This is a genomic window from Pectobacterium cacticida (genome assembly GCF_036885195.1).
In the GTDB taxonomy this organism is placed as follows: Bacteria; Pseudomonadota; Gammaproteobacteria; order Enterobacterales; family Enterobacteriaceae; genus Pectobacterium; species Pectobacterium cacticida.
Window position 1 is genome coordinate 2,171,433 of sequence record NZ_CP133656.1, and the last position, 25,359, is coordinate 2,196,791.

At 47.5% G+C, this 25,359-nt stretch carries 25 protein-coding genes and 1 other annotated feature; of the genes, 14 read left to right on the forward strand and 11 right to left on the reverse strand.

All coding sequences use genetic code 11. From position 1 onward, the window contains the following. Positions 1-291: 291 nt before the first annotated feature. The 10 genes from kduD to RFN81_RS10090 all read left to right on the forward strand — a co-directional run bounded on the left by kduD (position 292) and on the right by RFN81_RS10090 (position 11,758). Positions 292-1,053 (forward strand): 2-dehydro-3-deoxy-D-gluconate 5-dehydrogenase KduD, encoded by a 762-nt coding sequence (gene kduD, locus RFN81_RS10045; protein ID WP_264495716.1) that lies wholly within the window; start codon positions 292-294, stop codon positions 1,051-1,053. A 272-nt stretch (positions 1,054-1,325) separates the two neighbouring features. Then, entirely contained in the window at positions 1,326-2,957 is a 1,632-nt protein-coding gene (gene pelW, locus RFN81_RS10050) for a pectate disaccharide-lyase PelW (RefSeq protein WP_264495717.1), read from the forward strand. A gap of 46 nt (positions 2,958-3,003) precedes the next feature. Beyond that, on the forward strand, positions 3,004-3,894 hold the full coding sequence (locus tag RFN81_RS10055) for a carbohydrate ABC transporter permease (RefSeq protein WP_264495718.1): 891 nt from the start codon (positions 3,004-3,006) through the stop codon (positions 3,892-3,894). Next, positions 3,887-4,792 carry a carbohydrate ABC transporter permease gene (locus RFN81_RS10060; protein WP_264495719.1) on the forward strand — a complete coding sequence of 302 codons (906 nt, stop codon included), beginning with the start codon at positions 3,887-3,889 and terminating at the stop codon, positions 4,790-4,792. The genes RFN81_RS10055 and RFN81_RS10060 overlap by 8 nt, the downstream gene beginning before the upstream one ends. Before the next feature lie 13 nt (positions 4,793-4,805). Then, positions 4,806-5,933 carry an ABC transporter ATP-binding protein gene (locus RFN81_RS10065; protein ID WP_264495720.1) on the forward strand — a complete coding sequence of 376 codons (1,128 nt, stop codon included), beginning with the start codon at positions 4,806-4,808 and terminating at the stop codon, positions 5,931-5,933. A gap of 12 nt (positions 5,934-5,945) precedes the next feature. Continuing rightward, complete coding sequence (locus RFN81_RS10070) at positions 5,946-7,235, forward strand: ABC transporter substrate-binding protein (protein WP_264495721.1); 1,290 nt, start codon at positions 5,946-5,948, stop codon at positions 7,233-7,235. A 271-nt stretch (positions 7,236-7,506) separates the two neighbouring features. Continuing rightward, positions 7,507-8,229, forward strand: coding sequence for an oligogalacturonate-specific porin KdgM family protein (locus tag RFN81_RS10075; protein ID WP_264498936.1), 723 nt, complete (start codon positions 7,507-7,509; stop codon positions 8,227-8,229). A 317-nt stretch (positions 8,230-8,546) separates the two neighbouring features. Further along, positions 8,547-9,509, forward strand: a complete 963-nt coding sequence (gene paeX / locus RFN81_RS10080) for a pectin acetylesterase PaeX (RefSeq protein WP_264495722.1) — start codon at positions 8,547-8,549, stop codon at positions 9,507-9,509. 109 nt (positions 9,510-9,618) lie between these two features. Beyond that, positions 9,619-10,194: a metal-dependent hydrolase gene (locus tag RFN81_RS10085; protein ID WP_264495723.1), complete on the forward strand. Its 576-nt coding sequence runs from the start codon at positions 9,619-9,621 to the stop codon at positions 10,192-10,194. 169 nt (positions 10,195-10,363) lie between these two features. Beyond that, positions 10,364-11,758 (forward strand): L-cystine transporter, encoded by a 1,395-nt coding sequence (locus tag RFN81_RS10090; RefSeq protein ID WP_264495724.1) that lies wholly within the window; start codon positions 10,364-10,366, stop codon positions 11,756-11,758. Positions 11,759-11,839: 81 nt separating this feature from the next. Here RFN81_RS10090 and osmE read toward each other — a convergent pair whose 3' ends face one another. After that, positions 11,840-12,169, reverse strand: a complete 330-nt coding sequence (gene osmE / locus RFN81_RS10095; protein WP_264495725.1) for an osmotically-inducible lipoprotein OsmE — start codon at positions 12,167-12,169, stop codon at positions 11,840-11,842. A gap of 225 nt (positions 12,170-12,394) precedes the next feature. On the opposite strand from osmE, the gene nadE reads away from it, so the two are divergent. From nadE to RFN81_RS10115, 4 genes are all read left to right on the forward strand, one after another. Further along, entirely contained in the window at positions 12,395-13,219 is an 825-nt protein-coding gene (nadE, locus tag RFN81_RS10100) for an ammonia-dependent NAD(+) synthetase (protein ID WP_264495726.1), read from the forward strand. Between the two features lie 83 nt (positions 13,220-13,302). Then, complete coding sequence (gene yddG / locus RFN81_RS10105; RefSeq protein WP_264495727.1) at positions 13,303-14,190, forward strand: aromatic amino acid DMT transporter YddG; 888 nt, start codon at positions 13,303-13,305, stop codon at positions 14,188-14,190. A 126-nt stretch (positions 14,191-14,316) separates the two neighbouring features. After that, positions 14,317-16,035 carry an ABC transporter ATP-binding protein gene (locus tag RFN81_RS10110; RefSeq protein ID WP_264495728.1) on the forward strand — a complete coding sequence of 573 codons (1,719 nt, stop codon included), beginning with the start codon at positions 14,317-14,319 and terminating at the stop codon, positions 16,033-16,035. A gap of 136 nt (positions 16,036-16,171) precedes the next feature. After that, positions 16,172-16,582: a nitrous oxide-stimulated promoter family protein gene (locus tag RFN81_RS10115; protein WP_264495729.1), complete on the forward strand. Its 411-nt coding sequence runs from the start codon at positions 16,172-16,174 to the stop codon at positions 16,580-16,582. Between the two features lie 60 nt (positions 16,583-16,642). Here the strand turns inward: RFN81_RS10115 and ihfA are convergent, their stop codons facing one another. The 10 genes from ihfA to RFN81_RS10165 all read right to left on the reverse strand — a co-directional run bounded on the left by ihfA (position 16,643) and on the right by RFN81_RS10165 (position 25,300). Next, entirely contained in the window at positions 16,643-16,939 is a 297-nt protein-coding gene (ihfA, locus tag RFN81_RS10120) for an integration host factor subunit alpha (protein ID WP_009112984.1), read from the reverse strand. 4 nt (positions 16,940-16,943) lie between these two features. Further along, complete coding sequence (gene pheT, locus RFN81_RS10125) at positions 16,944-19,331, reverse strand: phenylalanine--tRNA ligase subunit beta (protein ID WP_264495730.1); 2,388 nt, start codon at positions 19,329-19,331, stop codon at positions 16,944-16,946. 14 nt (positions 19,332-19,345) lie between these two features. Then, on the reverse strand, positions 19,346-20,329 hold the full coding sequence (gene pheS / locus RFN81_RS10130; RefSeq protein WP_264495731.1) for a phenylalanine--tRNA ligase subunit alpha: 984 nt from the start codon (positions 20,327-20,329) through the stop codon (positions 19,346-19,348). Between the two features lie 88 nt (positions 20,330-20,417). Beyond that, positions 20,418-20,541: a sequence feature (Phe leader region), on the reverse strand. Continuing rightward, positions 20,492-20,536, reverse strand: a complete 45-nt coding sequence (gene pheM / locus RFN81_RS10135; protein ID WP_106120997.1) for a pheST operon leader peptide PheM — start codon at positions 20,534-20,536, stop codon at positions 20,492-20,494. Its footprint overlaps the feature before it by 45 nt. Positions 20,542-20,633: 92 nt before the next feature. After that, positions 20,634-20,990, reverse strand: coding sequence for a 50S ribosomal protein L20 (gene rplT / locus RFN81_RS10140; RefSeq protein ID WP_005968887.1), 357 nt, complete (start codon positions 20,988-20,990; stop codon positions 20,634-20,636). A 42-nt stretch (positions 20,991-21,032) separates the two neighbouring features. Further along, complete coding sequence (rpmI, locus tag RFN81_RS10145) at positions 21,033-21,230, reverse strand: 50S ribosomal protein L35 (RefSeq protein WP_264495732.1); 198 nt, start codon at positions 21,228-21,230, stop codon at positions 21,033-21,035. A 92-nt stretch (positions 21,231-21,322) separates the two neighbouring features. Then, on the reverse strand, positions 21,323-21,865 hold the full coding sequence (infC, locus tag RFN81_RS10150) for a translation initiation factor IF-3 (protein WP_107170606.1): 543 nt from the start codon (positions 21,863-21,865) through the stop codon (positions 21,323-21,325). A gap of 2 nt (positions 21,866-21,867) precedes the next feature. Next, positions 21,868-23,796 carry a threonine--tRNA ligase gene (gene thrS / locus RFN81_RS10155; protein ID WP_338539422.1) on the reverse strand — a complete coding sequence of 643 codons (1,929 nt, stop codon included), beginning with the start codon at positions 23,794-23,796 and terminating at the stop codon, positions 21,868-21,870. A gap of 311 nt (positions 23,797-24,107) precedes the next feature. Then, complete coding sequence (locus RFN81_RS10160) at positions 24,108-24,368, reverse strand: YebO family protein (RefSeq protein WP_378928391.1); 261 nt, start codon at positions 24,366-24,368, stop codon at positions 24,108-24,110. A 302-nt stretch (positions 24,369-24,670) separates the two neighbouring features. Continuing rightward, positions 24,671-25,300, reverse strand: coding sequence for an FMN-dependent NADH-azoreductase (locus RFN81_RS10165; protein ID WP_264495734.1), 630 nt, complete (start codon positions 25,298-25,300; stop codon positions 24,671-24,673). Positions 25,301-25,359 lie beyond the last annotated feature (59 nt).

Here is a 25,359-nt window from a genome sequence, read left to right on the forward strand (position 1 = left end):
GATGTGTTCAGAAAAAGGGGCGTTTTACTTATGGTGGGGCAAGCTTATGTACCCCATTCTCGAGGTATAAATCGAGCAAACGATAGCTGCACTGCGTTGGTCGATACATTCCGGTGTTAGCACCAGACGCTACACCTTCATCTGGGGCATAATTGACGGGGATCAGGTTTCTGTGACATGGATCACGTCAAGGTTAGCGAGTTACGTGAATCGCTTTCTACCGGAATTACCGGTGTTCCCTACAGTAACAGCTAACGACTCAGTATTGTCGCTTAAAGAGAGATTACAGCTATGATTTTAGATTCTTTTAATTTGCAAGGTAAAGTAGCGCTTATCACGGGTTGTGATACAGGGTTAGGTCAAGGTATGGCAATCGGTTTGGCGCAAGCCGGTTGCGACATCGTCGGTGTCAACATTGTTGAACCGAAAGAAACTATCGAAAAAGTGACCGCATTGGGACGTCGATTCCTCAGCCTGACCGCCGACATGAGCAATATCTCTGCTCATGCTGGTCTGGTAGAGAAAGCCGTCGCTGAATTTGGTCACGTTGACATTCTGGTCAACAACGCGGGTATCATCCGCCGTGAAGACGCGATCGATTTCAGCGAGAAAAACTGGGACGATGTTATGAATCTGAACATTAAGAGTGTTTTCTTTATGTCTCAGACCGTCGCACGCCAGTTCATTAAGCAAGGCAAAGGCGGCAAGATTATCAATATTGCCTCGATGTTATCCTTCCAGGGTGGTATTCGCGTCCCCTCTTACACCGCATCAAAAAGCGCTGTCATGGGCATAACCCGTCTGTTAGCTAACGAATGGGCCAAATACGGTATCAATGTTAACGCCATTGCACCGGGATATATGGCAACTAACAATACCCAGCAACTGCGCGCTGATGAAGAACGTAATAAAGCCATTCTCGATCGTATCCCCGCTGGTCGCTGGGGCCTGCCGCAGGATCTGATGGGGCCATCCGTCTTCCTGGCATCCAGTGCTTCTGACTATATCAATGGGTACACTATTGCCGTTGATGGCGGCTGGTTGGCACGCTAAGCGTCATTATTCTTAGAAAAATTGAACCAACCTAAGATAAAAGCACAATTTCTATTGTGCTTTTTATTTGTTTTTCAAGTTGTTATTTCTATTTTCGTGATTCTTTTCCCTGTCAAAATCCTTTCTTAAAAAAAATCAAAACAACGTTCCGACTTTGATCACACTTTCGCTATTGCGTGCATGACGGAAACGTTAATAGCGCAATATAATCAATCAAAACAGTGTTTCTATTTATAAGGAACTGTTAATGCGGTTCCATAAGAAGGTACTCCATGAGTATTTTTGAAAACGTATACACCAGCAGAAAATCGCAAATCGATGAATGGGTTGCCGCACTAGACAGCCATATTGCCTGCGTGCTGGAAAAAGGTCGTAGTCAAAATAATCCATCCTTGTTATTGGCCGATGGTTTTAATGTAGAAACTTATGCGCCAGTAATGTGGAAATTTCCGGATGGACATAGTGCGGCTATTTCTAATTTTGCCAGCCAGCAAAATTGGCTTAGAACGTTATGTGCCATGAGCGTAGTAACGGATAACGATAGCTATCAGCAACACGCTATCGCCCAAAGCCACTATTTTCTGGATCATTTTGTGGATGATAATAGCGGCCTTTTTTACTGGGGTGGTCACCGTTTTATTAATCTCGACACGCTGGCCAGCGAAGGGCCGGAGTCTAAAGCTCAGGTGCATGAATTAAAGCACCACTTGCCCTATTACGCGCTCTTACACCGCGTGAATGCAGAAAAGACACTGAATTTCTTGCAAGGGTTCTGGAACGCGCACGTTGAAGATTGGGCCTCTCTCGATCTGGGACGTCATGGCGATTACAGTAAAAAACGCGATCCTGATGTTTTTCGCCATGCGCGTCATGATGTTGTTAATCCAGCGGCGTGGCCCGTTCTTCCATTGACCAAAGGGTTAACCTTTGTTAACGCCGGTACGGATCTGATCTATGCGGCGTTTAAGTATGCCGAATACACCGGTGATAGCGATGCAGCCGCCTGGGGAAAACACCTTTATCGCCAATATGTTCTGGCGCGTAATCCTGAAACCGGTATGCCAGTGTATCAATTCAGTTCCCCGCGGCAACGTCAGCCAGTACCGGATGATGATAACCAAACACAATCCTGGTTTGGCGATCGCGCCCAGCGCCAATTTGGCCCGGAATTTGGCGAAATCGCACGAGAAGCCAACGTGCTCTTTCGCGATATGCGCCCACTGCTGGTTGATAACCCATTGGCAATGCTGGATATCCTGCGCACGCAGCCTGATGCGGAAATGTTGAGTTGGGTCATTTCAGGGTTAAAAAATTATTACCAATACGCTTATGACGTCGCCAGTAATACGTTGCGTCCAATGTGGAACGACGGGCAAGACATGACAGGCTATCGCTTTCAACGTGATGGCTATTACGGCAAAGCGGGAACACAGTTAAAACCATTTGCTTTAGAAGGCGATTATTTACTGCCGCTAATCCGCGCCTATCGCTTGAGCGGCGATGAGGATCTGCTCGCCTTAGTTAACACTATGCTGACGCGCCTCAATAAAGAAGATATTCAACGCATCGCTAGCCCGCTTTTGCTGTTAACCGCCATCGAACTGGCCGATCAGCTGCAATCCGAATCATGGGCACATTACGCCGCCCAGTTAGCGAGCATTTTGTTTGAACAACATTTCCATCGCGGTTTGTTCGTTCGCTCTGCACAGCATCGTTATGTTCGTCTGGATGATATTTATCCGCTGGCTTTACTGACTTTCGTTGCCGCCTGTCGCAACAAATTAAACGATATTCCTCCGTATTTGACGCAAGGTGGATATGTTCACGGTGATTTTTACACTAATGGGGAAAATAGCATTGTTTATGACGTGGAGTTAATTTATCCAGAGTTATTAACAGCTTGATTTTATATTTTTTTAATAGTTCACAATTAATCAATAGGTAAGCATTATGAATGAAAACAGAATGCTGGGGTTAGCCTATATCTCCCCCTATATTATAGGGCTGATAGTTTTTACCGCTTTCCCCTTTATTTCGTCATTTATTCTCAGTTTTACTGAGTATGACTTGATGAATCCGCCTGAATTTACGGGCATCGAGAATTATCACCGTATGTTTATGGAGGATGATCTTTTTTGGAAATCGATGGGCGTGACTTTTGCCTATGTATTTCTCACCATTCCATTGAAATTAATATTCGCGCTGTTAATAGCATTCGTTCTTAATTTTAAATTACGGGGTATCGGTTTCTTCCGTACGGCTTACTATGTGCCTTCTATTCTGGGAAGCAGTGTCGCTATCGCCGTGTTGTGGCGCGCGCTCTTTGCCATCGATGGTTTACTCAATAACTTCCTCGGCGTATTAGGCTTTGACGCTATTAACTGGCTTGGCGAACCTTCGCTGGCACTGATGTCGGTTACGCTATTGCGTGTATGGCAGTTCGGTTCCGCGATGGTGATCTTCCTGGCTGCATTGCAGAACGTGCCGCAATCACAATATGAAGCAGCCATGATCGACGGTGCATCTAAATGGCAAATGTTCCTGAAAGTCACCGTACCGCTGATTACACCGGTGATTTTCTTTAACTTTATTATGCAGACCACTCAGGCATTCCAGGAGTTTACGGCGCCTTACGTCATTACTGGCGGCGGTCCAACACACTATACCTACCTGTTCTCGCTCTATATCTATGATACGGCGTTCAAGTATTTCGATATGGGCTACGGTGCGGCATTAGCATGGGTTCTGTTCCTGGTTGTTGCGGTATTTGCGTCTATTTCCTTTAAGTCGTCGAAATACTGGGTGTTCTACTCCGCTGATAAAGGAGGAAAAAATGGCTGATATGCATTCAAATATGACGACAGCACAAGAAGTCGCTGCTGCTGAGGTTCGACGCACGCTGCGTAAAGAAAAACTCAGTGCCGCCATCCGTTACGTGATACTGCTGTTTGTTGGTTTGTTGATGCTATATCCACTGGCGTGGATGTTCTCAGCATCGTTCAAACCGAACCATGAGATCTTTACCACGCTGGGCTTATGGCCAGACCATGCTACCTGGGATGGTTTCATTAACGGCTGGAAAACCGGGACGGAATACAATTTCGGTCACTACATGATCAACACCTTCAAGTATGTGATTCCGAAAGTCATCCTGACCATAATCTCTTCCACTATCGTCGCTTACGGTTTCGCCCGTTTCGAGATTCCCTGGAAAGGTTTTTGGTTCGCGACGCTGATCACCACCATGCTGCTGCCAAGCACCGTGTTATTGATTCCACAATACATCATGTTCCGTGAAATGGGCATGCTGGATAGCTATCTGCCACTGTACCTGCCGCTGGCGTTCGCAACACAAGGCTTCTTTGTGTTCATGTTAATCCAGTTCTTACGTGGTGTACCTCGTGATATGGAGGAAGCGGCTCAGATCGATGGGTGTAACTCCTTCCAGGTTCTGTGGTATGTGGTTGTGCCGATTCTGAAACCGGCCATCATCTCTGTGGCATTGTTCCAGTTTATGTGGTCAATGAACGACTTTATCGGTCCGCTGATTTATGTCTATAGCGTGGATAAGTATCCCATCGCGCTGGCGCTGAAAATGTCTATTGATGTCACTGAAGGCGCCCCGTGGAATGAAATTCTGGCCATGTCCAGCATCTCCATTCTGCCATCCATTATTGTTTTCTTCCTGGCACAGCGTTACTTCGTACAAGGCGTGACCAGCAGCGGAATTAAAGGTTAATAGAGGATTTATCATGGCTGAAGTTATTTTCAATAAGCTGGAAAAAGTTTACTCCAATGGTTTCAAAGCGGTTCACGGTATCGATCTAACGATTAAAGACGGTGAATTCATGGTTATCGTCGGCCCATCCGGTTGTGCGAAATCAACAACACTGCGTATGTTAGCAGGTCTGGAAACCATCAGTGGCGGTGAAGTTCGCATCGGTGAGCGCGTGGTTAATAATCTGGCGCCAAAGGAACGTGGGATTGCCATGGTGTTCCAGAACTATGCGCTCTACCCTCACATGACCGTCAAAGAAAATCTGGCGTTTGGCCTTAAGCTGAGCAAGATGCCTAAAGACCAGATTGAAGCGCAGGTGAAAGAAGCGTCCAAGATCCTGGAGTTGGAAGATTTGATGGATCGTCTGCCACGCCAACTGTCCGGTGGTCAGGCTCAACGTGTGGCCGTAGGCCGCGCTATCGTGAAAAAACCCGATGTCTTTCTGTTTGATGAACCTTTATCTAACTTGGACGCTAAATTACGTGCTTCGATGCGAATCCGTATTTCTGACCTGCATAAAGAGCTGAAAAAAAGCGGTAAAGCGGCAACAACGGTATATGTGACGCACGATCAGACCGAGGCCATGACCATGGGCGATCGTATCTGCGTGATGAAACTGGGTCACATTATGCAGGTTGATACGCCAGATAACCTGTACCACTACCCTGTTAACATGTTCGTTGCCGGTTTTATTGGCTCGCCAGAAATGAATATCAAGCCGTGCAAACTGGTTGAGAAAGATGGTCAGATTGGCGTGGCTGTTGGTAATAATGCACTGGTATTGAATGCTGAAAAACAAAATAAAGTTCGTGATTACGTTGGCAAAGACGTATTTTTCGGCGTTCGTCCTGAATACGTCGCGGTATCAGATACGCCATTTGCAGACCACTATGCACAGGGCGATCTGGTTCGCGTAGAAAACATGGGGCATGAATTCTTCATGTACATCAAAGTTAATGGCTTTGAATTAACCAGCCGCGTACCTTCTGACGAAGCACGGTTGATTATCGAGAAGGGACTGCATCGTCCGGTATATTTCCAATTCGACATGGAAAAATGTCATATATTTGATGCAAAAACAGAAAAAAATATTTCTCTTTAACAGGAGTAACCGATGAAAAAAGCGATCCTACACACGTTAATAGCTTCATCTCTGGCATTGCTGGCGGCACCATCTTTTGCAGCCGATCAGATTGAGTTGAGGATGTCCTGGTGGGGCGGCAATAGCCGTCACCAGCAAACGCTCAAAGCGATTGAGGAGTTTCATAAGCAACATCCTAATATTACCGTAAAAGCCGAATACACCGGATGGGATGGGCACTTGTCCCGTTTGACAACGCAGATTGCCGGTAAAACAGAGCCTGATGTCATGCAGACTAACTGGAACTGGTTGCCGATTTTCTCTAAAAATGGTGATGGTTTTTACGATCTGAATAAAGTGAAAGACACCCTGGATCTGACACAATTTGACGCTAAAGAGCTGCAAAATACGACAGTGAACGGCAAGCTAAACGGCATTCCGATTTCCGTTACTGCCCGTGTCTTTTATTACAACACGGAAACCTGGAAAAAAGCAGGTCTGGAATATCCAAAAACCTGGGATGAGCTGATGAATGCCGGTAAGGTATTCAAAGAAAAGCTGGGCGACCAATACTACCCTATCGTATTGGAACACCAGGATACTCTGGCGCTACTGAATTCGTACATGGTGCAGAAGTACAATATTCCAGCTATTGATGTGAAGAGTCAAAAATTCTCCTATAGCGAAGCGCAATGGAATGAATTCTTTGGGATGTATAAGAAACTGATCGACGCCCATGTCATGCCTGATGCGAAATACTATGCCTCTTATGGCAAGAGCAACATGTATGAAATGAAACCCTGGATCACTGGCGAATGGTCAGGCACATACATGTGGAACTCCACTATCACTAAGTACTCCGATAATCTACAACCGCCAGCAAAACTGGAGCTGGGTAACTATCCAATGTTGCCCGGCGCGAAAGATGCCGGATTGTTTTTCAAGCCTGCACAGATGCTATCTATCGGCAAGTCAACCAAGCATCCTAAGGAAGCCGCTCAGTTGATTAATTTCCTGCTAAATAGCAAGGAAGGCGTTCAGGCTCTGGGGCTGGAACGGGGTGTACCGTTAAGTAAAGCGGCTGTCGCTCAGTTGACTGCGGATGGCGTTATCCAGGATGATGCGCCGGCGGTATCAGGATTGAAACTCGCGCTGACATTGCCTCACGAGGTACCGGTTTCACCTTATTTTGACGATCCGCAAATCGTCACGTTGTTTAATGATGCCATCCAGTCTATTGACTATGGTCAGAAAACTGTGGAAGAAGCGGCAAAATACTTCCAACGTCAATCTGAACGTATTTTAAGACGTGCAATGAGATAAAATAGCATTCGATTTACCTCCCCTTAATCCCTGCCAATCCCCGGCAGGGATTTTTCATATAAATTAAAACAACTGCCCTATTCAACCCGATCGCCTTCACAACTTGAAACTCCATTTTATTTTTTATTACCCAAGACGATCTCGATCACAGAAAGCCATTTATTAATAAATAGAATAGTTCCTGCCACAAAAGAACAATGTGTCTTTCGGAATTATAATGCGCTTTTAGAATAAGTATTAAACACTGTACTAACCGATAGGGAATATAATGATGAAAATTAAATTACTCGCACTGGCTGTAACGTCATTAATTAGCGTTAATGCAATGGCAGTAACTATTGACTACCGTCATGAAATGAAAGATACGCCGAAGAACGATCACCGTGACCGCTTATCCATGTCACACCGTTTTGCCAATGGTTTTGGATTATCCGCTGAAGCAAAATGGCGTCAGGCCAATAATGACAGTACACCGAATAAGCCATATCATGAAACGGTAAGTAACGGCACTGAAGTGGTCGCCAGCTATGTCTATAAAATCGACAAAACGTTCCAAATCGAACCAGGTTTCTCCTTAGATTCAAGCTCTACCTCAAATAACTATCGCCCTTACCTGCGCGGGAAAGCTGCGATTACTGATGATCTGTCTATTTCTTTACGCTATCGTCCGTATTACAAAAGAAATAGTGGACTGAATGTTGGTAAATCCAACGGCGACCCTTCTGTTGAGAAAGGTTATCAGTTAACGTCCGTTATTAGCTATAAATTCCTGAAAGATTTCCAGGTTGACTATGAATTAGATTATAAAAAAGTCACCAAGGCGGGAGTAGTAATCTATGATAATGATAATTATGATTTCACCCATGACGTAAAACTTTCTTATAAGTGGGACAAAAACTGGAAACCTTACACCGCGCTGGGTAACGTTGCGGAGGGTGGGAAATCAGATCATCGCCAAACGCGTTTTCGTGTCGGTGTACAATATAGTTTCTAATCATTCACCGGTTATTTATTAGTTAATTAAATGGGTGTTATTGTTAAATGCTGTTGACCAATAGCATCCTTCTATGAGTAGATTTGCTGCAAATTAAATAATTACGTTTCTTTATTTTGTGTGTATTGTCCAATATTATAGAGAATATTTTTCAATCGATTTTAGTCTTTGCTGTGTCTGATTTACCCTCTTCACCTGTGAATGTTGTTTGTTTATTGTTCTAGCTGCGGTTCAAGGTAGTCATTTTTCTCAGAAATAATGACTACCTTTTTTTAATATCTAATAGTTTCCTTCTATTTTTTGTCAGGTAATCTATCATGATCGTTCGTTCTCTGCTCATTGGGGCCATGATGATGTCTATTTATGGGTTTAGCCAGGCCCAGCCTGTTTTTCCTGTCTGGCCCCAGGGTGAAGCACCGGGTGCCGCGACCTCATCCATACAACCGAAGGTTATCGAACGGAGTAACAATCCTGCGTTACCCGACCGGGCGGCGATGGGCATTCGCCGTCCCGAAATTACCGTTTATCCCGCAGACAACCCTAATGGCATGGCACTGCTGGTTACCCCCGGCGGTTCCTATCAGCGCGTAGTGTTGGATAAAGAAGGGAGTGACCTGGCGCCATTTTTTAACCAGCGAGGATACACGCTTTTTGTGATGACCTACCGTATGCCTGGTGATGGTCATCAGGAAGGTGCCGATGCCCCTCTCGCCGATGCGCAACGCGCCATAAGGACACTGAGAGCCAATGCCACAAAATGGCATATTGACCCTCAACGCATTGGCATTATGGGGTTCTCTGCCGGGGGACATGTTGCCGCCAGCCTTGGTACCCGATTCGCGCAGCCCATTTATCCTGCCATAGATGCTATTGATCGCGTCAGCGCTCGCCCCGATTTCATGGTGTTGATGTACCCTGTCATCTCAATGCAGGCCGATATTGCGCACCTGGGATCGCGTAAACAGTTAATCGGCGAACAGCCGACAGACTCGCAGGTGATGCGTTATTCACCTGAGAAGCAAGTGACCGCGCAAACGCCGCCCACATTTTTGGTACATGCGGTCGATGATCCATCAGTGCCGGTAGATAATAGCCTGGTGATGTTTAACGCACTGCGGGGAAAGAAGATCCCAGTCGAAATGCATCTCTTTGAAAAGGGGCGTCATGGTTTCGGTCTGCGTGGCACCGAGGGCCTTCCAGCGTCAACCTGGCCCCAGCTTCTCGATAATTGGCTACGCACATTACCCGCAACCAGCCAACCGGCGAAAATTACGCCATAAAGCGTTAATTTGGCCGCAATTGAAATAACTCGTTACGGCGTCACGGCTTCCGCAGGCAGCGATAATCTCTTATACTGTATAAAATAACAGTTTAAATTTGAGATGCTTCATGACTGCGGAAGGACATCTGCTGTTTTCTGTTGCCTGCGTAATTCTGGCTAAAAAAGTTGAACTTTCGCCTGCGCTGGCTACCGGAGACTGGTGGCATATTATTCCCGGTGCCCTTCTTACCGCACTGCTGCCGGACATCGATCACCCCAAATCTGTCCTCGGACAACGTCTGAAGTGGCTTTCCGTGCCGGTTGCGCGCCTATTTGGCCATCGTGGTTTTACACATAGCCTACTGGCCATCGCCACGGGTATTTTCTTTATCCAAACGCGTCTACCGCCGGAGTGGCCGATCCCAACCGATGCCTATCATGCCATGATCGTTGGTTATTTAAGCCATATTCTCGCTGACATGTTAACCCCCGCGGGCGTTCCTCTTCTCTGGCCTTGTCGCTGGCGTTTCCGTCTACCGCTAGTAAATAGCCAGAAAGGCAATCAATGGGAACGCATTTTATGTCTCGCCTGCATCGGTTTTTCGCTATATCAGCCGCAAAAGAATTTGGATTGCTGTACTTATGGCCAGCTGTCCTACTTCTGGCAATCGGCGCAAAGCTACCTCGCCCATTACCTGAAATAACCGGGTTATTTACCGTCAACGTTGTCTCGGTAACATCCTGATAAAAGACCTGCTATCCTGTGCGTGGTAGTTATTTATTATCGCAAAAAAACTCGACTGCTGCTGATCCAGATAAATATACGGCATTGGCAGCAAAGCGATGTGGCTTATTGATAGGGAGAAAAGCCGGATGAATTTTCCGCTGCTCATAAATATTGTGTTATTTGTCGTATTATTACTCGGACTCGGTTATGCCAGCCGCAACCCCACCTGGAGCCTGGCCAAAAAGGTATTGTTGGGCTTAGTCGTCGGTGTCATCTTTGGTTCAGCATTGCATTTGATTTATGGCGATAACAACCCCGTGATTAGTCAGTCTATATCCTGGGTCAATATTGTAGGAAATGGCTATGTGCAGCTATTACAAATGATCGTCATGCCGCTAGTCTTTATTTCCATCCTCAGCTCTGTTGCCAAACTGCACAACGCCTCGTCATTGGGAAAAATCAGCGTATTGACGCTTTCTACCTTGTTGTTCACTACGCTGATCGCTGCATTAGTCGGCGTTTTTGTGACGAATTTATTCGGCCTGACGGCAACCGGACTGGTGCAAGGCGCCCAGGAGACCGCGCGATTGACGGCAATTGAAAGCCATTACGCGAATAAGGTTGCCGATCTCAATGTGCCACAGCTTATTCTCTCATTTATCCCTAAAAACCCGTTTGCTGAATTAACGGGGGCGAATCCAACCTCTATCATTAGCATTGTTATCTTTGCTGCATTCCTTGGGGTAGCGGCGCTTCAGTTACTAAAGGATGATAGCGTTAAAGGTGAACGTGTCTTAACCGCTATTGATACGTTGCAATCCTGGGTGATGAAACTCGTTCGGCTGGTAATAAAACTAACCCCTTACGGCGTCATGGCGCTCATGACCAAAATGGTTGCCAGTTCTAACCTGCAGGACATTCTCAAGCTGGGTAGTTTTGTTGTCGCCTCCTATCTGGGGCTGGCGATAATGTTCGGCGTCCATGCGCTAATCCTCTCTTTCACCGGCATTAATCCGGCACGTTTCTATCGTAAAGTCTGGCCGGTGCTGACGTTCGCCTTTACCAGTCGTTCCAGCGCGGCAACAATCCCGCTGAGCATTGAAGCGCAAACACGGCGCATTGGTATTCCACAGTCCATCGCTAGTTTTGCCGCTTCTTTCGGGACAACTATAGGACAGAACGGCTGTGCCGGACTATATCCAGCAATGCTGGCGGTAATGGTCGCACCAACGGTCGGAATCAACCCATTCGATCCGGTCTGGGTTGCGACGCTGGTCGGGATCGTGACCATTAGTTCTGCCGGCGTGGCTGGCGTAGGCGGCGGAGCCACCTTTGCCGCATTAATTGTCTTACCCGCAATGGGTCTTCCGGTGACACTCGTCGCGCTATTGATTTCAATTGAACCGCTGATTGATATGGGGCGCACCGCGCTTAACGTCAGCGGGTCGATGACGGCGGGTACGGTTACCAGCCAATTAATGAAGCAGACGGATAAAACCGTTTTCAATGCGCAGGACGACGCGGAGTTAACTCACCGCTAGTCCTTGTATTCGGCTAGAAGAAAACGCCGACGGTTCGGACAGTCGGCGTTAATATAATAATAATGACTTGTCATCAACAGCTTAACGCTGTGGATTGGTATCGTAAGCCTGACAGCTCTGGAAACCTTTATTCAGAACATGTCCGGTCTCGTCATAACTAACGAAATAGTTCTGCGCCGTGCCATCGCGATTTTTCAGCACATAATCGCTACAGGTTCCCTTAGCATTCACCATGCGTTTTTCGATTCCGCTGCCCGCCAGTTGGTGAACCTGCTGCTTCGTCATACCCACTTTTACGTCTTTCACTACGGGTTCATTGACATAGCTTTCGACCTTATTATAAGTAGAGCATCCCGCTAACATCACCGCACCTGCTGCCGCAATAGCGAGTAATAATCTGTTATTTTTCATTCCATCACCTCATAATTAATGTGCCGCTTTAAGGCTAGTCGGCAACAACCTCTTTTTCAAATTATTGCACCGATATGTAACATATTGACCGATAGTCGAAACCGATTATCTATAGGGAAAACGACTACCTGGCAGCTTATGCTTTTTCTTCATGCCAATTCGTTTTACACTCTGGCAATCGCTCTATTTTTTGTTTCAGTATCAATAGGTTCAGGAGGGGATGGCATGTCATTACAACAGGACATTATCACTACGTTGGGCGTTAAAAGCAGTATCGATCCGCTTCAGGAGATCCGCGTTAGCGTTGATTTTTTAAAGAATTATCTGAATGCTCACCCGTTTATTAAGACACTCGTTCTGGGCATCAGCGGCGGCCAGGATTCCACGCTCACGGGAAAACTGTGTCAGATGGCGATCGCGGAATTACGCGATGAAACAGGGGATACGCGCTATCAGTTTATCGCGGTTCGGCTACCTTATGGCATTCAGGCTGATGAAGCTGACTGCCAGGATGCCATTACCTTTATTCAACCGGATCGTGTTTTAACCGTTAACATCAAACCCGCAGTTGATGCCAGTGAAGCAACCTTGCGCGCCATCGGGATAGCACTTTCCGATTTTGTCAAAGGAAATGAAAAAGCAAGGGAAAGAATGAAAGCGCAATACAGCATCGCCAGCATGAATGCAGGCCTAGTCGTTGGCACCGATCATGCCGCCGAGGCGGTAACCGGCTTTTTCACCAAATACGGCGATGGCGGCACCGACATCAACCCAATTTTCCGACTGAATAAACGCCAGGGCAAAGCGCTACTGCGTGAACTGGGCTGCCCTCCTCACCTTTATACCAAAGCGCCTACCGCCGACCTGGAAGAGGATCGCCCTTCTCTGCCCGACGAAATCGCGCTGGGTGTTACCTATGAGAAGATCGACGATTATCTGGAAGGCAAAAAGATTGATGCGAAGGAAGCCGAGATTATTGAAAACTGGTATCGCAAAACGGAGCACAAACGCCGTCCTCCCGTTACCGTTTTTGATGACTTCTGGCGATAACCGATCGTAATAAACACATCAACGGGCGCAGAAAATGGCGTCCGATTTATTATTAATAACCTGGCTTGTTGCCAAGGAAAAACATGACACCGCGGCGTGCCACACTCTCTGGCTTACTGGCAATTGTTCTCTGGAGCACCTCCATCGGGCTTATCCGCAGCCTGGCCGAATCGTTCGGGCCTATTGGCGGCGCGGCACTCATTTACTCCGTTAGCACGCTGTGTCTCCTGGTTTTTTATGGGCTGCCACGTGTAGATAGGCAGCCCAGCGTGTATTTGCTTGTCGGCGGTACGCTATTTGTCAGCTATGAAGTCTTTCTGTCACTTTCCATTGGATTAGCAAGCAGCCGAGCGCAGGCCATGGAATTAGGCATGATTAACTATCTGTGGCCCAGTTTAACCGTATTTCTTTCTCTGTTTTTTAATCGGCAAAAGAGTCGCCTTCTGCTCTGGCCCGGCCTCATGCTCTCTTTGGCAGGCATTGTATGGATAATGAAAGGGGAAAATGACTGGTCGCCGACGTTGCTATGGAACAATATTCTCGCTAACCCTTTGGCCTATAGCCTCGCATTTTCTGCGGCGCTGGCATGGGCGCTTTACTGCAATATCGCCCGGCGCCACGGCCAAGGTAAAAATGGCGTATCACTGTTCTTCTTTATCACCGCTCTCGTATTGTGGACGCATTACATTTTCAGTACCGAAGGGGCAATTTCATTTACCTTATCCAGCTCACTGCAACTGCTCTTCATGGGCGCATCTACGGCACTGGCCTATTCTGCCTGGAATTGGGGGATTCAGTACGGTAATCTGACGCTGTTGGCAACGGCCTCCTATTTTACCCCCGTACTTTCCGCTTTACTGACTGCACTCTGGCTCAGTATCACGCCCGCCATTTCATTCTGGCAAGGCGCCGTTCTGGTCACTGCAGGCTCCCTGCTCTGTTGGTATGCGAGTCGACCTGCTGCACGCTGATACGCCTCATTTTCTTTTTTGCGTAACGGCGCGCAGATAATAAAAACCTTCATTCCCGCACGGTCACATTTCTCTCGCCAACCTGTTATAGTCATCGCCACATTTCGTTACCTAAAATAGTGGCTCATGTTAAGACGTTTTTTTTCATACTATTCCCCTTATAAAGGGTTGTTCATGCTCGATTTTGGCTGCGCGATTATTGCCGGCCTGCTTGAATTAGGGTTCCCGATGGCGATAAAAGCGTTCATCGATAAACTGCTACCGGCCCAGGATTGGTCACTGATTCTATTAGCATCAGTGGCGCTACTGGCGGTGTATCTGCTGAATACGGCGTTGATGGCAGTCGTCAACTACTGGGGGCATGCATTGGGCGTCAGCATTGAAACCGACATGCGGCGGCAAGCCTTTGAACATCTGCAAAATTTGCCATTTCGCTATTATGATAATATGAAGACCGGGCATATTATTACCCACGTGACGAAGGATCTCGAAGAGGTCGGTGAAGTCGCGCATCACGGCCCAGAGGATCTTTTTATCGCCGTCATGACTTTTATAGGGGCATTTATCCTGATGGCGACAGTTCATCTGAATCTGGCGCTGCTGACGATGATTATCGTGCCTTTCATGACCTATCTCGTGAGTCGCTACGGCGCCAGAATGACCGAAACCTGGCGTCAGCTATTTGGTCAAGTAGGAAACTTCAACGCACGCATTGAAGAAGGCGTCGGCGGCATTCGTGTCGTCAAGGCATTTGCCAACGAAGATCATGAGAAGAAACTGTTTTCTAACGATAACGAAAACTACCGCCGGACCAAGTTGCAGGCTTATCGCATCATGACCGCCAGTATCACGCTCAGTTATCTCAGCACTCGGCTTATCCAACTCATTGTCATGCTGGCAGGTATTTGGTATGTCATTCAGGGCGAACTCAGCTATGGCGGTTTTATAGGCTTTTTACTCCTGATTGAAGTGTTCTTCCGTCCGGTTGCTAAAATCACCTCCGTGCTGGAAAGTTATCCCAAGGGAATCGCAGGTTTCAAACGTTTTACCCAACTGATCGATACGGTTCCCGAGATTACCGATGCGCCAGACGCGCGAGATGTCGGCCACTTGAAAGGCAATATTCGATTTAATCAGGTGAGCTTTGGCTATTCCTCGGATCGCCCTATCCTTCGCGCTATCGATCTATCAATACATGCTGGGGAAACCGTGGCGTTTGTCGGCCCGTCGGGGGCAGGCAAAACGACATTGTGCTCTCTGCTTCCCCGCTTCTACGAGTTGACCAGCGGAAGCATTACCATTGATGGCATAGATATTCGTCAGATGACACAGACGTCGTTACGTAGCCAGATCGGTATTGTACAGCAGGATGTATTCTTATTCGGCGGCACTATCCGGGAAAATATCGCCTATGGCAAATTGGATGCAAGCGATGAGGAAATCATGGCAGCCGCGCGACGCGCGCGGTTAGATGAAATGATTGGGAATCTACCGGATGGATTAGATACGGTAGTCGGCGAACGCGGTGTCAAGCTATCAGGCGGACAAAAACAGCGCTTATCTATCGCGCGGATTTTTCTTAAAAACCCCCCTATTCTGATCCTTGACGAGGCGACATCCGCGTTAGATACGGCGACAGAGCAGGCAATACAACAGTCGCTGAGCGAACTCTCAGCTGGGCGAACCACATTGGTCATTGCCCACCGTCTGGCAACGATACAAAATGCGGAGCGCATCGTGGTGGTGGATAACGGCAGTATTATTGAGCAAGGTAGCCATCAGGCACTGCTGGCGCAAAGTGGCACCTATGCCAGATTACATCAGGCGCAATTTGGCCTGGCTTGAGGTCATCTCCCTTCGGCGAGGTTCCACCTCGCCTTTTCTTGTGATTTTTTACTGTTGATGCCGACCTCTGTGGTTTCTCTTTTTATAAATTGCAGATAAAATACATCTATTAGCGTTTCATCAGGACACTACAAACATGGCGAGAAAACCCCTGGGAAAATACCGACAGCGGGAGATCCGTACTGTCGGACTGATGATCGAATTATATGAAAAGCATCACCCTAAATCCGACAGTGATGCGCACTTTCACGATTTATTCAACTATGCTATCAATCGGTTGGAGCGTTGCCACTTCGGAGAAGATAAACCCGCGTGCAAACATTGCCCTATCCACTGTTATCAACCCGCAAGACGGGAAGCCATTAAAGCGATTATGCGCTGGTCGGGGCCAAGAATGCTGCTACATCACCCGATCCTGGCAATACGTCACCTGATTGACGACCACCGGCCTATACCCGATTATCCGAAGAAAACGGCAGCGAAACAGACTCCATCCGATGGAAAAACCTCTGTAAGTCAAATGGTTGATAAACTGACGTCGAAATAGCGCACATAAAGCGAATATGATAAGAAAAGGCCGCTTATGCGGCCTTTTGGAGTGAAACGATTACTCTTTGGGAGACGCGTTCTCTACCCTGCTTTTTAGCTTTTGCCCCGGACGGAACGTGACCACACGGCGCGCCGTAATCGGAATATCTTCGCCAGTTTTTGGGTTACGTCCCGGTCGTTGGTTTTTGTCTCGCAAGTCAAAATTGCCAAAACCTGACAACTTGACCTGTTCGCCATTTTCCAAAGCGCGACGAACTTCTTCAAAAAACAGCTCGACTAGCTCTTTGGCATCCCGTTTGCTCAGCCCGAGCTTCTCAAACAGGTATTCTGACATCTCAGCTTTAGTAAGCGCCATAGGTTCAATCCCTCAAGGATGCTTGGAATCGCTGTTTTAATGCCGCCACACATTCTGCAACGGTAGCGGCAATTTCCTCTTCTGCCAGTGTACGCGTGGTATCTTGTAGGGTTAGGCTAATGGCTAAACTCTTATAACCTTCCGCTACACCCTTCCCTCGGTACACATCGAATAAGTTTACGCCAACTAACTGATTTGCGCCAACTTTCTTACACTCGGCTAAAACATCGCCTGCCGAGACGTTTTCGGCGACCACAACGGCAATATCGCGCCGGTTAGCCGGGAAGCGAGAAATGTTGCTCGCATCAGGCAATACGCGGTCCGCAACTTTGTCCCACAACAGTTCGAACACCACGGTACGCCCATTAAGATCCAGCTTGCGCTCCAGTTCCGGATGAATCACACCGATAAACCCAATTGGTTCTTCACACAGATAAATAGCCGCGCTTTGCCCCGGATGCAATGCAGGATGATTTTCGGCCTTAAATTCAACGTCCGCCAATTTCCCTGTCAATGCCAATATCGCTTCCAAATCACCTTTTAAATCATAGAAGTCTACAGGCTGACGCGCCAGATCCCAGTGCTCCTCATATCGCGTACCGGTAATCACACCGGCCAGCATCATATCCTGGCGAATCCCCAAGTCGGCATCGGCATCTGGCACAAAACGTAAGCCGCTTTCAAACAGACGCAGGCGATTTTGCTGACGGTTTTGGTTATAGATAACCGCCCCCAGTAAACCACTCCACAACGACAAACGCATCACCGACATTTCTGCGGAAATCGGGCTTGGCAGGCGCAAAGAGAGGGTGTCAGGATGGATTAGCCCCTGAATTTTCGGATCGACAAAGCTGTAGGTAATGGCTTCCTGATAGCCGCGATCGACTAATAATGTCTTCACGCGTTTTAGAGATAATGATGCCTCACGATGCGAGGTCATAACCAACGGCGCTTGAGTCGGAATATTCGGAATGTTGTTATAGCCGTAAATTCGCGCGACCTCTTCCACTAAATCCTCTTCAATTGCCATATCAAAGCGCCAGCTCGGTGCCGTCGCCTGCCACCCAGCGTCGATTTCCACCACGTCACATCCCAGACGCCGCAAAATATCGCTAACTTGCTCATCAGCGATCGCATGACCAATCAGCTTAATCAACTTTTCACGACGCAGCATTATCGTCGCGCGTGATGGCAAATCAACTTCGCTGGTCACATCAACGATTGGCCCGGCCTCACCACCGCAAATATCCAGTAATAAGCGCGTGGCGCGTTCAATAGCCTTATTTTGCACTGCGGGGTCAACGCCACGCTCGTAGCGATGGGAAGCATCGGTGTGCAGCCCATGGCGACGCGCTCGCCCGGTAATTGACAGCGGATTAAAGTACGCGCACTCTAGCAGAACATTTCGTGTGTCATCATTAACACCTGAATGCTCTCCACCAAAGATACCGCCCATCGCCAGCGCATGCTGCCGATCGGCAATAACTAATGTATCCGCATTTAGCGTCGCTTCGCTGCCATCGAGCAGCGTCAAGGTTTCACCTTCCTGCGCCATACGCACAGTGATACCGCCGTTAAGTCGGTCAAGATCAAACGCGTGCATAGGTTGACCCAGTTCCAGCAGGACGTAGTTAGTCACATCAACAACCGGATCGATAGAACGAATACCACTGCGCCGTAGTTTTTCTCGCATCCACAGCGGAGTCTCGGCCTTAACGTTGATGCCTTTCACTACTCTTCCCAAATAGCGTGGACATGCCTGAGGCACATCGACTTGAATGGGAAAGGTATCCGCGATCGTCGCGGCAACTGGCTCAATTATCGGTTCTTTTAATGTCAGTTGATTCAACACGGCCACATCGCGCGCTATGCCGATAATGCCCAAGCAATCTGCGCGGTTTGGCGTCACACTAATCTCAATGGCGTGATCATCCAGTTGCAAATACTCGCGAATATCAGTGCCAATCGGAGACGTTGCTGGTAACTCAATAATCCCATCGTGGTCTTCAGAGATTTTCAATTCGGCAAAAGAACACAGCATGCCTTCAGAAGGTTCGCCGCGTAATTTGGCCGCTTTAATTTTGAAATCACCGGGTAATACTGCACCAACTGTTGCCACCGCCACTTTAAGCCCCTGACGGCAGTTTGGTGCGCCACAAACGATATTCAATAAGCGTTCGCCGCCAATATTTACTTTCGTCACACGCAGTTTATCGGCGTTCGGATGTGGCCCACATTCAACAACTTCACCTACAACAACACCGTGGAAGGCACCTGCGACAGGTTCAACGCCATCGACTTCCAATCCTGCCATGGTGATTTGTTCAGCTAGCGTTTCACTGTCGACCGCCGGGTTTACCCATTCGCGCAGCCAGAGTTCACTGAATTTCATGATGTATACCCGCCTTACTTAAACTGTTTGAGGAAACGCAAATCGTTTTCGAAGAATGCCCGCAAATCGGTCACGCCATAGCGCAACATGGTCAGACGTTCCATCCCCATACCAAATGCGAAGCCTGAATAGACTTCTGGATCGATACCGACATTACGCAGGACATTGGGGTGAACCATGCCGCACCCTAAAACTTCCAACCACTTACCATTTTTACCCATGACATCTACTTCTGCGGATGGCTCGGTAAATGGGAAATAAGAGGGTCGGAAGCGAACTTGCAAATCTTCCTCAAAAAAGTTACGAAGAAAATCATGCAACGTCCCTTTGAGATTGGTGAAACTAATCCCCTTATCGACGATCAATCCTTCCATTTGATGGAACATGGGGGTGTGAGTTTGGTCATAATCGTTACGATAAACACGACCCGGCGCAATGATGCGGATAGGAGGACGCTGCTTTTCCATGGTGCGAATCTGGACACCGGAAGTCTGTGTACGCAGTAGCCGCGTTGCATCGAACCAGAATGTATCGTGGTCAGCACGCGCAGGATGATGATCTGGAATATTGAGCGCATCAAAGTTGTGATAGTCGTCTTCGATTTCCGGCCCGGTGGCAACGGAAAAACCCAGCTCGCCAAAAAAGGTTTCAATACGATCGATAGTACGCGTTACCGGATGCAATCCGCCATTTTCAGCGGTACGTCCCGGTAACGTCACATCAATGGTTTCCTGCGCCAAACGTGCGTTTAATTCAGCAGACTCTAGCTTGTACTTACGGGCATTCAACGCATCCTGAACATCTTGCTTAGCTTGGTTAATCACCGCGCCAGCAGCAGGACGTTCTTCAGCCGGCAACTCGCGCAGCGAGGTCATCTGAAGGGTTAAGTGACCTTTTTTACCCAAATATTCGACGCGCACATTTTCCAGTGCGGCAACATTCTGAGCCTCTTCTATAGCTGTTCTGGCTTTAGCAACCAGTTCTGCGAGATGTGGCATAGTGTTCCTCTTTTTCTGCCTATGCGGCCAACAATCATGATTGAAGAATTTGTTTTACTAAAAACCATAGTAAAAACCGGTAATTATAAACAAGAAAGCCTCCCTTAGGGAGGCTTAAGCGCAACTTTTCGTTTCTTTTCTTACGCGCAGAGCCCCTTATATTCAGGCGCTAAAATAAAAAAAGAAACGGAAAATAGCAGCATTCATACTTGCGTTACCTTTTATGTAAACGATACGGCGTTAAATAAATATAACTTGGAGAATAAGATAAAAAAGGGAGCAAAAGCTCCCTCTCTCAACTGACTTACGCCAGCGCTGCTTTCGCTTTTTCGACCAGCGCACTAAACGCTAACTTGTCGAATACGGCGATATCGGCCAAAATCTTACGGTCAATTTCAACAGAGGCTTTTTTCAGGCCGTTGATGAATTTGCTGTAAGACAAGCCATTTTGACGAGCCGCAGCATTAATACGTGCAATCCACAATTGGCGGAATTGGCGTTTACGTTGACGACGGTCACGATAAGCGTACTGACCCGCTTTGATTACTGCCTGAAAGGCAACGCGATAAACACGCGAACGGGCACCGTAGTAGCCTTTCGCCTGTTTCAGTATTTTCTTGTGACGTGCACGTGCAACTACACCACGTTTTACGCGAGCCATATGCTCTCTCCTAACATCTTATTCTGAATTAAAAAAAATGACTTATGCGTACGGCAGACATGCGATAACCAGACCCAGATCTCCTTTGGAGACTGTACCTTTCGGACGCAGGTGACGTTTACGCTTAGTCGCTTTTTTGGTCAGAATATGACGCAGGTTAGCATGCTTGCGCTTAAAACCACCGCTGGCGGTTTTCTTAAAGCGTTTAGCGGCGCCACGTACTGTTTTAATCTTTGGCATTTTTATTTCCACTTCGCATTGTTAATTAAATGAACCAATAAGGCGAACAATGCCATACAATCATTGCTATATGGCGTTGTTACTTGAATGCCTTATTGTTTCTTCTTCGGTGCGAGCACCATGATCATCTGACGGCCTTCGATCTTTGAAGGGAAAGACTCAACGACCGCCAGTTCACTTAGATCGTCACGAACGCGGTTAAGCACTTCGATACCAATCTGTTGGTGCGCCATTTCACGACCACGGAAACGCAGTGTGATTTTAGCTTTATCACCATCTTCCAGAAAGCGAACCAGGTTGCGTAGTTTGACCTGATAGTCGCCATCATCTGTACCAGGTCGGAATTTGATTTCCTTAACCTGAATAACTTTTTGTTTTTTCTTCTGTTCCTTTGTGGCCTTACTCTTCTCATAAAGGAACTTGCCGTAATCCATAATCCGGCAAACCGGCGGCTCGGCGTTCGGGCTGATTTCAACTAAATCAACACCTGCTTCTTCGGCTTTTTCTAATGCTTCATTTAGACTCACGATGCCAAGCTGTTCGCCTTCGACGCCTGTTAAGCGTACCTCATGTGCGCGAATCTCTCTATTGATGCGATTAGGACGCGCCGGTTGAACTCGTTTTCCGCCTTTAATACCTATACCTCCAATTGATGAAGACTACGGCTGCGAATCTCTTGCTGCAGCTTACTGATGACTTCACTGACATCCAAGCTCCCTAAATCTTTGCCACGACGTGTGCGGACAGCAACCTTTCCTGCCTCTACCTCTTTATCGCCACAAACGAGCATATAGGGAACTCGCCGTAAAGTGTGTTCGCGGATTTTAAAGCCTATCTTCTCATTTCTCAAGTCTGCTTTTACCCGAATGCCTGCTTCTTGCAGTTTTTGCGACAATTCGTTGACATAATCTGACTGGCTGTCAGTAATATTCATAATCACCGCTTGCACCGGCGCTAACCACGTTGGGAAAGATCCGGCAAACTCTTCGGTCAGAATACCGATGAAACGCTCCATCGAACCTAAAATAGCCCGATGAATCATCACTGGCACTAGGCGTTCATTGTTTTCACCAACGTAAGAGGCGTTCAATCGACCTGGTAGCGAAAAGTCGAGCTGCACCGTACCACACTGCCACGCACGATCCAAACAGTCATACAGCGTAAACTCAATTTTCGGGCCGTAAAACGCCCCTTCACCCGGCTGGTAGGCAAACTCAATATTATTTTCAGTCAACGCCGCCGCCAAATCGGCCTCAGCGCGATCCCACATCTCATCGCTTCCGATGCGTTTCTCAGGACGTGTAGACAATTTCACCACGATCTTTTCAAAACCGAAGGTGCTGTACATGTCATACACCATTTTGATGCAATTGTTCACTTCATCACGAACTTGCTCTTCCGTACAGAAGATATGCGCATCATCCTGAGTAAAACCACGCACGCGCATTAAGCCATGCAGAGAGCCCGAAGGTTCATTACGATGGCAGCTACCGAATTCAGCCATACGTAGCGGAAGATCGCGATAGGATTTCAATCCTTGATTGAAAATTTGAACATGTCCAGGGCAGTTCATGGGTTTAATGCAGTATTCACGGTTCTCTGACGACGTTGTGAACATTGCTTCTTTATAATTATCCCAGTGGCCTGTTTTTTCCCACAATACGCGATCCATCATAAATGGACCCTTCACTTCCTGATACTGGTACGATTTCAACTTCATACGCACAAACGCTTCCAGCTCACGGAAGATAGTCCAGCCGTCGTTGTGCCAGAAAACCATACCCGGCGCCTCTTCCTGCATATGGTACAGATCAAGCTGCTTGCCAATCTTACGGTGATCGCGCTTAGCCGCTTCTTCAAGGCGTTGCAGGTAGGCCGATAACTGCTTTTTATCCGCCCATGCTGTGCCATAGATACGTTGCAGCATTTTATTTTTACTGTCACCACGCCAATAAGCGCCTGACGTTTTCTGCAATTTAAAATGGTGGCAGAAGCGCATATTCGGCACATGCGGGCCACGACACATGTCGACATATTCCTGATGATGATACAGCCCAGGACGATCGTCGCGGTCGATATTTTCATCCAGGATCGCCATTTTATAAGTTTCACCGCGGGCGGCGAACACATCACGGGCTTCCTGCCAGCTAACCTTCTTCTTGATGACGTCATAGTCAGTGTTAGCGAGGTCGTGCATCCGCTTTTCAAGCAGTTCGATGTCTTCCTGCGTCAGCGTATGATCAATATCTACGTCATAGTAGAAACCATTATCGATGACCGGGCCAATCGCCATTTTCGTATCTGGCCACAATTGTTTGATCGCATGCCCCAGTAAATGTGCGCAGGAATGGCGAATAATCTCCAGACCAGCTTCATCTTTAGCGGTAATGATGGCTAACTGTGCATCGGTATCGATTTTGTCGTTGGCATCGATCAACTCGCCATTGACTCGGCCAGCAATACAGGCCTTTGCTAAACCGGGACCAATGTCAAGCGCAACTTCTAGTGGAGAAACAGCGTGGTCGTAATGACGTTGACTTCCGTCAGGAAGGGTGATGACTGGCATTATAATTCCCTTATTTACAGTGGTGAACCGCACGAAAGCTCACATGCAAAAATCGTGATTCAATTAAAAAAACAACAGTGTTAGCCATGCTATTTCTCTGTACTCTGCGAAATATATACACATGATGCACACGCTGAAAAACATGCATCAGCATTACATGGATAATATCGGGGGTCATAATACACCTTATAAATTGTGTATTAAAGCCAGATTGGAGCCCTTATCACTTCCGTTCCGGATGAATAAAACTTAGGCTATTTATTGAGTTTGCTCTGACGCTAACGCAACCCTGTTTTAGCATTTTCACGCCATTAACGTTCTGGGATAACGCTGCTTAACGTAAGTGCCACATCATCATCACCGGGGTCAGCAAGCGATTCAGGCGCATTTTTCTCTGTGTCCATTAATCGACATTTTTTCAGTATGGCTAACTGCTGGCGCTGCTGCTCGACGATCTCTTGCAGTAATTTTACCTGCTCGTTGGCCCTGACACTCGCCCGATTGACAAAAAACCAGACCAGTGCAGCCAGAAGCACAATCAACAAGATAAAAATAACTTTCATTATGTCCACAACGACTCCACTTATTACCACGTATGATAGAAATCCGTCGCTATCTTAACACCGTGGCATAGCCAAGTTCGATACCCAAAGGCATTTGTCTCCAACCATGTGCTAATGCGTGGCACGGTCGTATTGCCATGAACTAAACGCGATGATTATCTTATGATTTTACTGTTTAGGTGACGAAAGTGGTCTGTTTATCGACTAGTTTAATGGTGAAGGCTAAAATCGCTTTGCCATGACACGCACAAAAGCTGAAGTCCAGGCGCCCCTATGTCCATGCATTAGAATGGGAGCGCCGCATTCGCGTCTCACTCTGAGGGACAATTTCCCCCGCTAATTTCCTCAATCCTAGCTCGCCCCTGCTTAATGGCGCGGGTCAAGGCGGCGTCTCCCATAGCGACGCCAGAGGCGACGATAAAGGTGACATCCGTCATTCCTAAAAAGGCCAGCATGGCACGCATATACGGCGTGACAAAATCTTTCTTATTCGCAGGAGGCTGGCTGAAATCTCCACCTGTAGAAACGAAAACAATCACCTTTTTACCACGCACCAATCCTTCAGGATCGACAGCATTGTACTGAAATGTACGTCCTGCCCGAGCAATATGATCAATCCATGCCTTGAGCCCAGAGGGGATTGCCAAGTTATACATAGGGGCACCAATCACAATAGTGTCAGCGGCAAGCAACTCGTCAACGAGTTCATCAGAGGTTTTAAGAACGACATTCATTTCATGGCTACGGTGTGTTGCGGGGGTAAAAAAGGCATTAATTACTGGCTCTGAGAGATGAGGTACCGGGGTTAACGCAAGGTCCCGCACAACAACCGATCCCTCTGGATGCTCAGATCTCCACTTTTCAACAAACTCTGCGCTCAGTTGTCTCGTAATCGATCCCGATTGACGCACACTGCTATTAATGAGAAGCAACGATTTCATATTCTGATTCCAATGCAGGTTAATTCACTATGGTTTATCTCTGAGCCCACACCACATCA

Bases quoted from the DNA above. Each gene is read 5' to 3' on its own strand.
- RFN81_RS10075 (WP_264498936.1), top strand. From the start codon at position 7,507: ATGAAAATTAAATTACTCGCACTGGCTGTAACGTCATTAATTAGCGTT.
- rplT (WP_005968887.1), bottom strand. From the start codon at position 20,990: ATGGCTCGCGTAAAACGTGGTGTAGTTGCACGTGCACGTCACAAGAAA.
- RFN81_RS10090 (WP_264495724.1), top strand. From the start codon at position 10,364: ATGAATTTTCCGCTGCTCATAAATATTGTGTTATTTGTCGTATTATTA.
- RFN81_RS10085 (WP_264495723.1), top strand. From the start codon at position 9,619: ATGACTGCGGAAGGACATCTGCTGTTTTCTGTTGCCTGCGTAATTCTG.
- thrS (WP_338539422.1), bottom strand. From the start codon at position 23,796: ATGCCAGTCATCACCCTTCCTGACGGAAGTCAACGTCATTACGACCAC.
- kduD (WP_264495716.1), top strand. From the start codon at position 292: ATGATTTTAGATTCTTTTAATTTGCAAGGTAAAGTAGCGCTTATCACG.
- RFN81_RS10165 (WP_264495734.1), bottom strand. From the start codon at position 25,300: ATGAAATCGTTGCTTCTCATTAATAGCAGTGTGCGTCAATCGGGATCG.
- RFN81_RS10070 (WP_264495721.1), top strand. From the start codon at position 5,946: ATGAAAAAAGCGATCCTACACACGTTAATAGCTTCATCTCTGGCATTG.
- RFN81_RS10060 (WP_264495719.1), top strand. From the start codon at position 3,887: ATGGCTGATATGCATTCAAATATGACGACAGCACAAGAAGTCGCTGCT.
- ihfA (WP_009112984.1), bottom strand. From the start codon at position 16,939: ATGGCGCTTACTAAAGCTGAGATGTCAGAATACCTGTTTGAGAAGCTC.
- RFN81_RS10115 (WP_264495729.1), top strand. From the start codon at position 16,172: ATGGCGAGAAAACCCCTGGGAAAATACCGACAGCGGGAGATCCGTACT.
- paeX (WP_264495722.1), top strand. From the start codon at position 8,547: ATGATCGTTCGTTCTCTGCTCATTGGGGCCATGATGATGTCTATTTAT.
- pelW (WP_264495717.1), top strand. From the start codon at position 1,326: ATGAGTATTTTTGAAAACGTATACACCAGCAGAAAATCGCAAATCGAT.
- rpmI (WP_264495732.1), bottom strand. From the start codon at position 21,230: ATGCCAAAGATTAAAACAGTACGTGGCGCCGCTAAACGCTTTAAGAAA.
- pheT (WP_264495730.1), bottom strand. From the start codon at position 19,331: ATGAAATTCAGTGAACTCTGGCTGCGCGAATGGGTAAACCCGGCGGTC.
- RFN81_RS10110 (WP_264495728.1), top strand. From the start codon at position 14,317: ATGTTAAGACGTTTTTTTTCATACTATTCCCCTTATAAAGGGTTGTTC.
- pheS (WP_264495731.1), bottom strand. From the start codon at position 20,329: ATGCCACATCTCGCAGAACTGGTTGCTAAAGCCAGAACAGCTATAGAA.
- osmE (WP_264495725.1), bottom strand. From the start codon at position 12,169: ATGAAAAATAACAGATTATTACTCGCTATTGCGGCAGCAGGTGCGGTG.
- nadE (WP_264495726.1), top strand. From the start codon at position 12,395: ATGTCATTACAACAGGACATTATCACTACGTTGGGCGTTAAAAGCAGT.
- RFN81_RS10065 (WP_264495720.1), top strand. From the start codon at position 4,806: ATGGCTGAAGTTATTTTCAATAAGCTGGAAAAAGTTTACTCCAATGGT.
- yddG (WP_264495727.1), top strand. From the start codon at position 13,303: ATGACACCGCGGCGTGCCACACTCTCTGGCTTACTGGCAATTGTTCTC.
- RFN81_RS10055 (WP_264495718.1), top strand. From the start codon at position 3,004: ATGAATGAAAACAGAATGCTGGGGTTAGCCTATATCTCCCCCTATATT.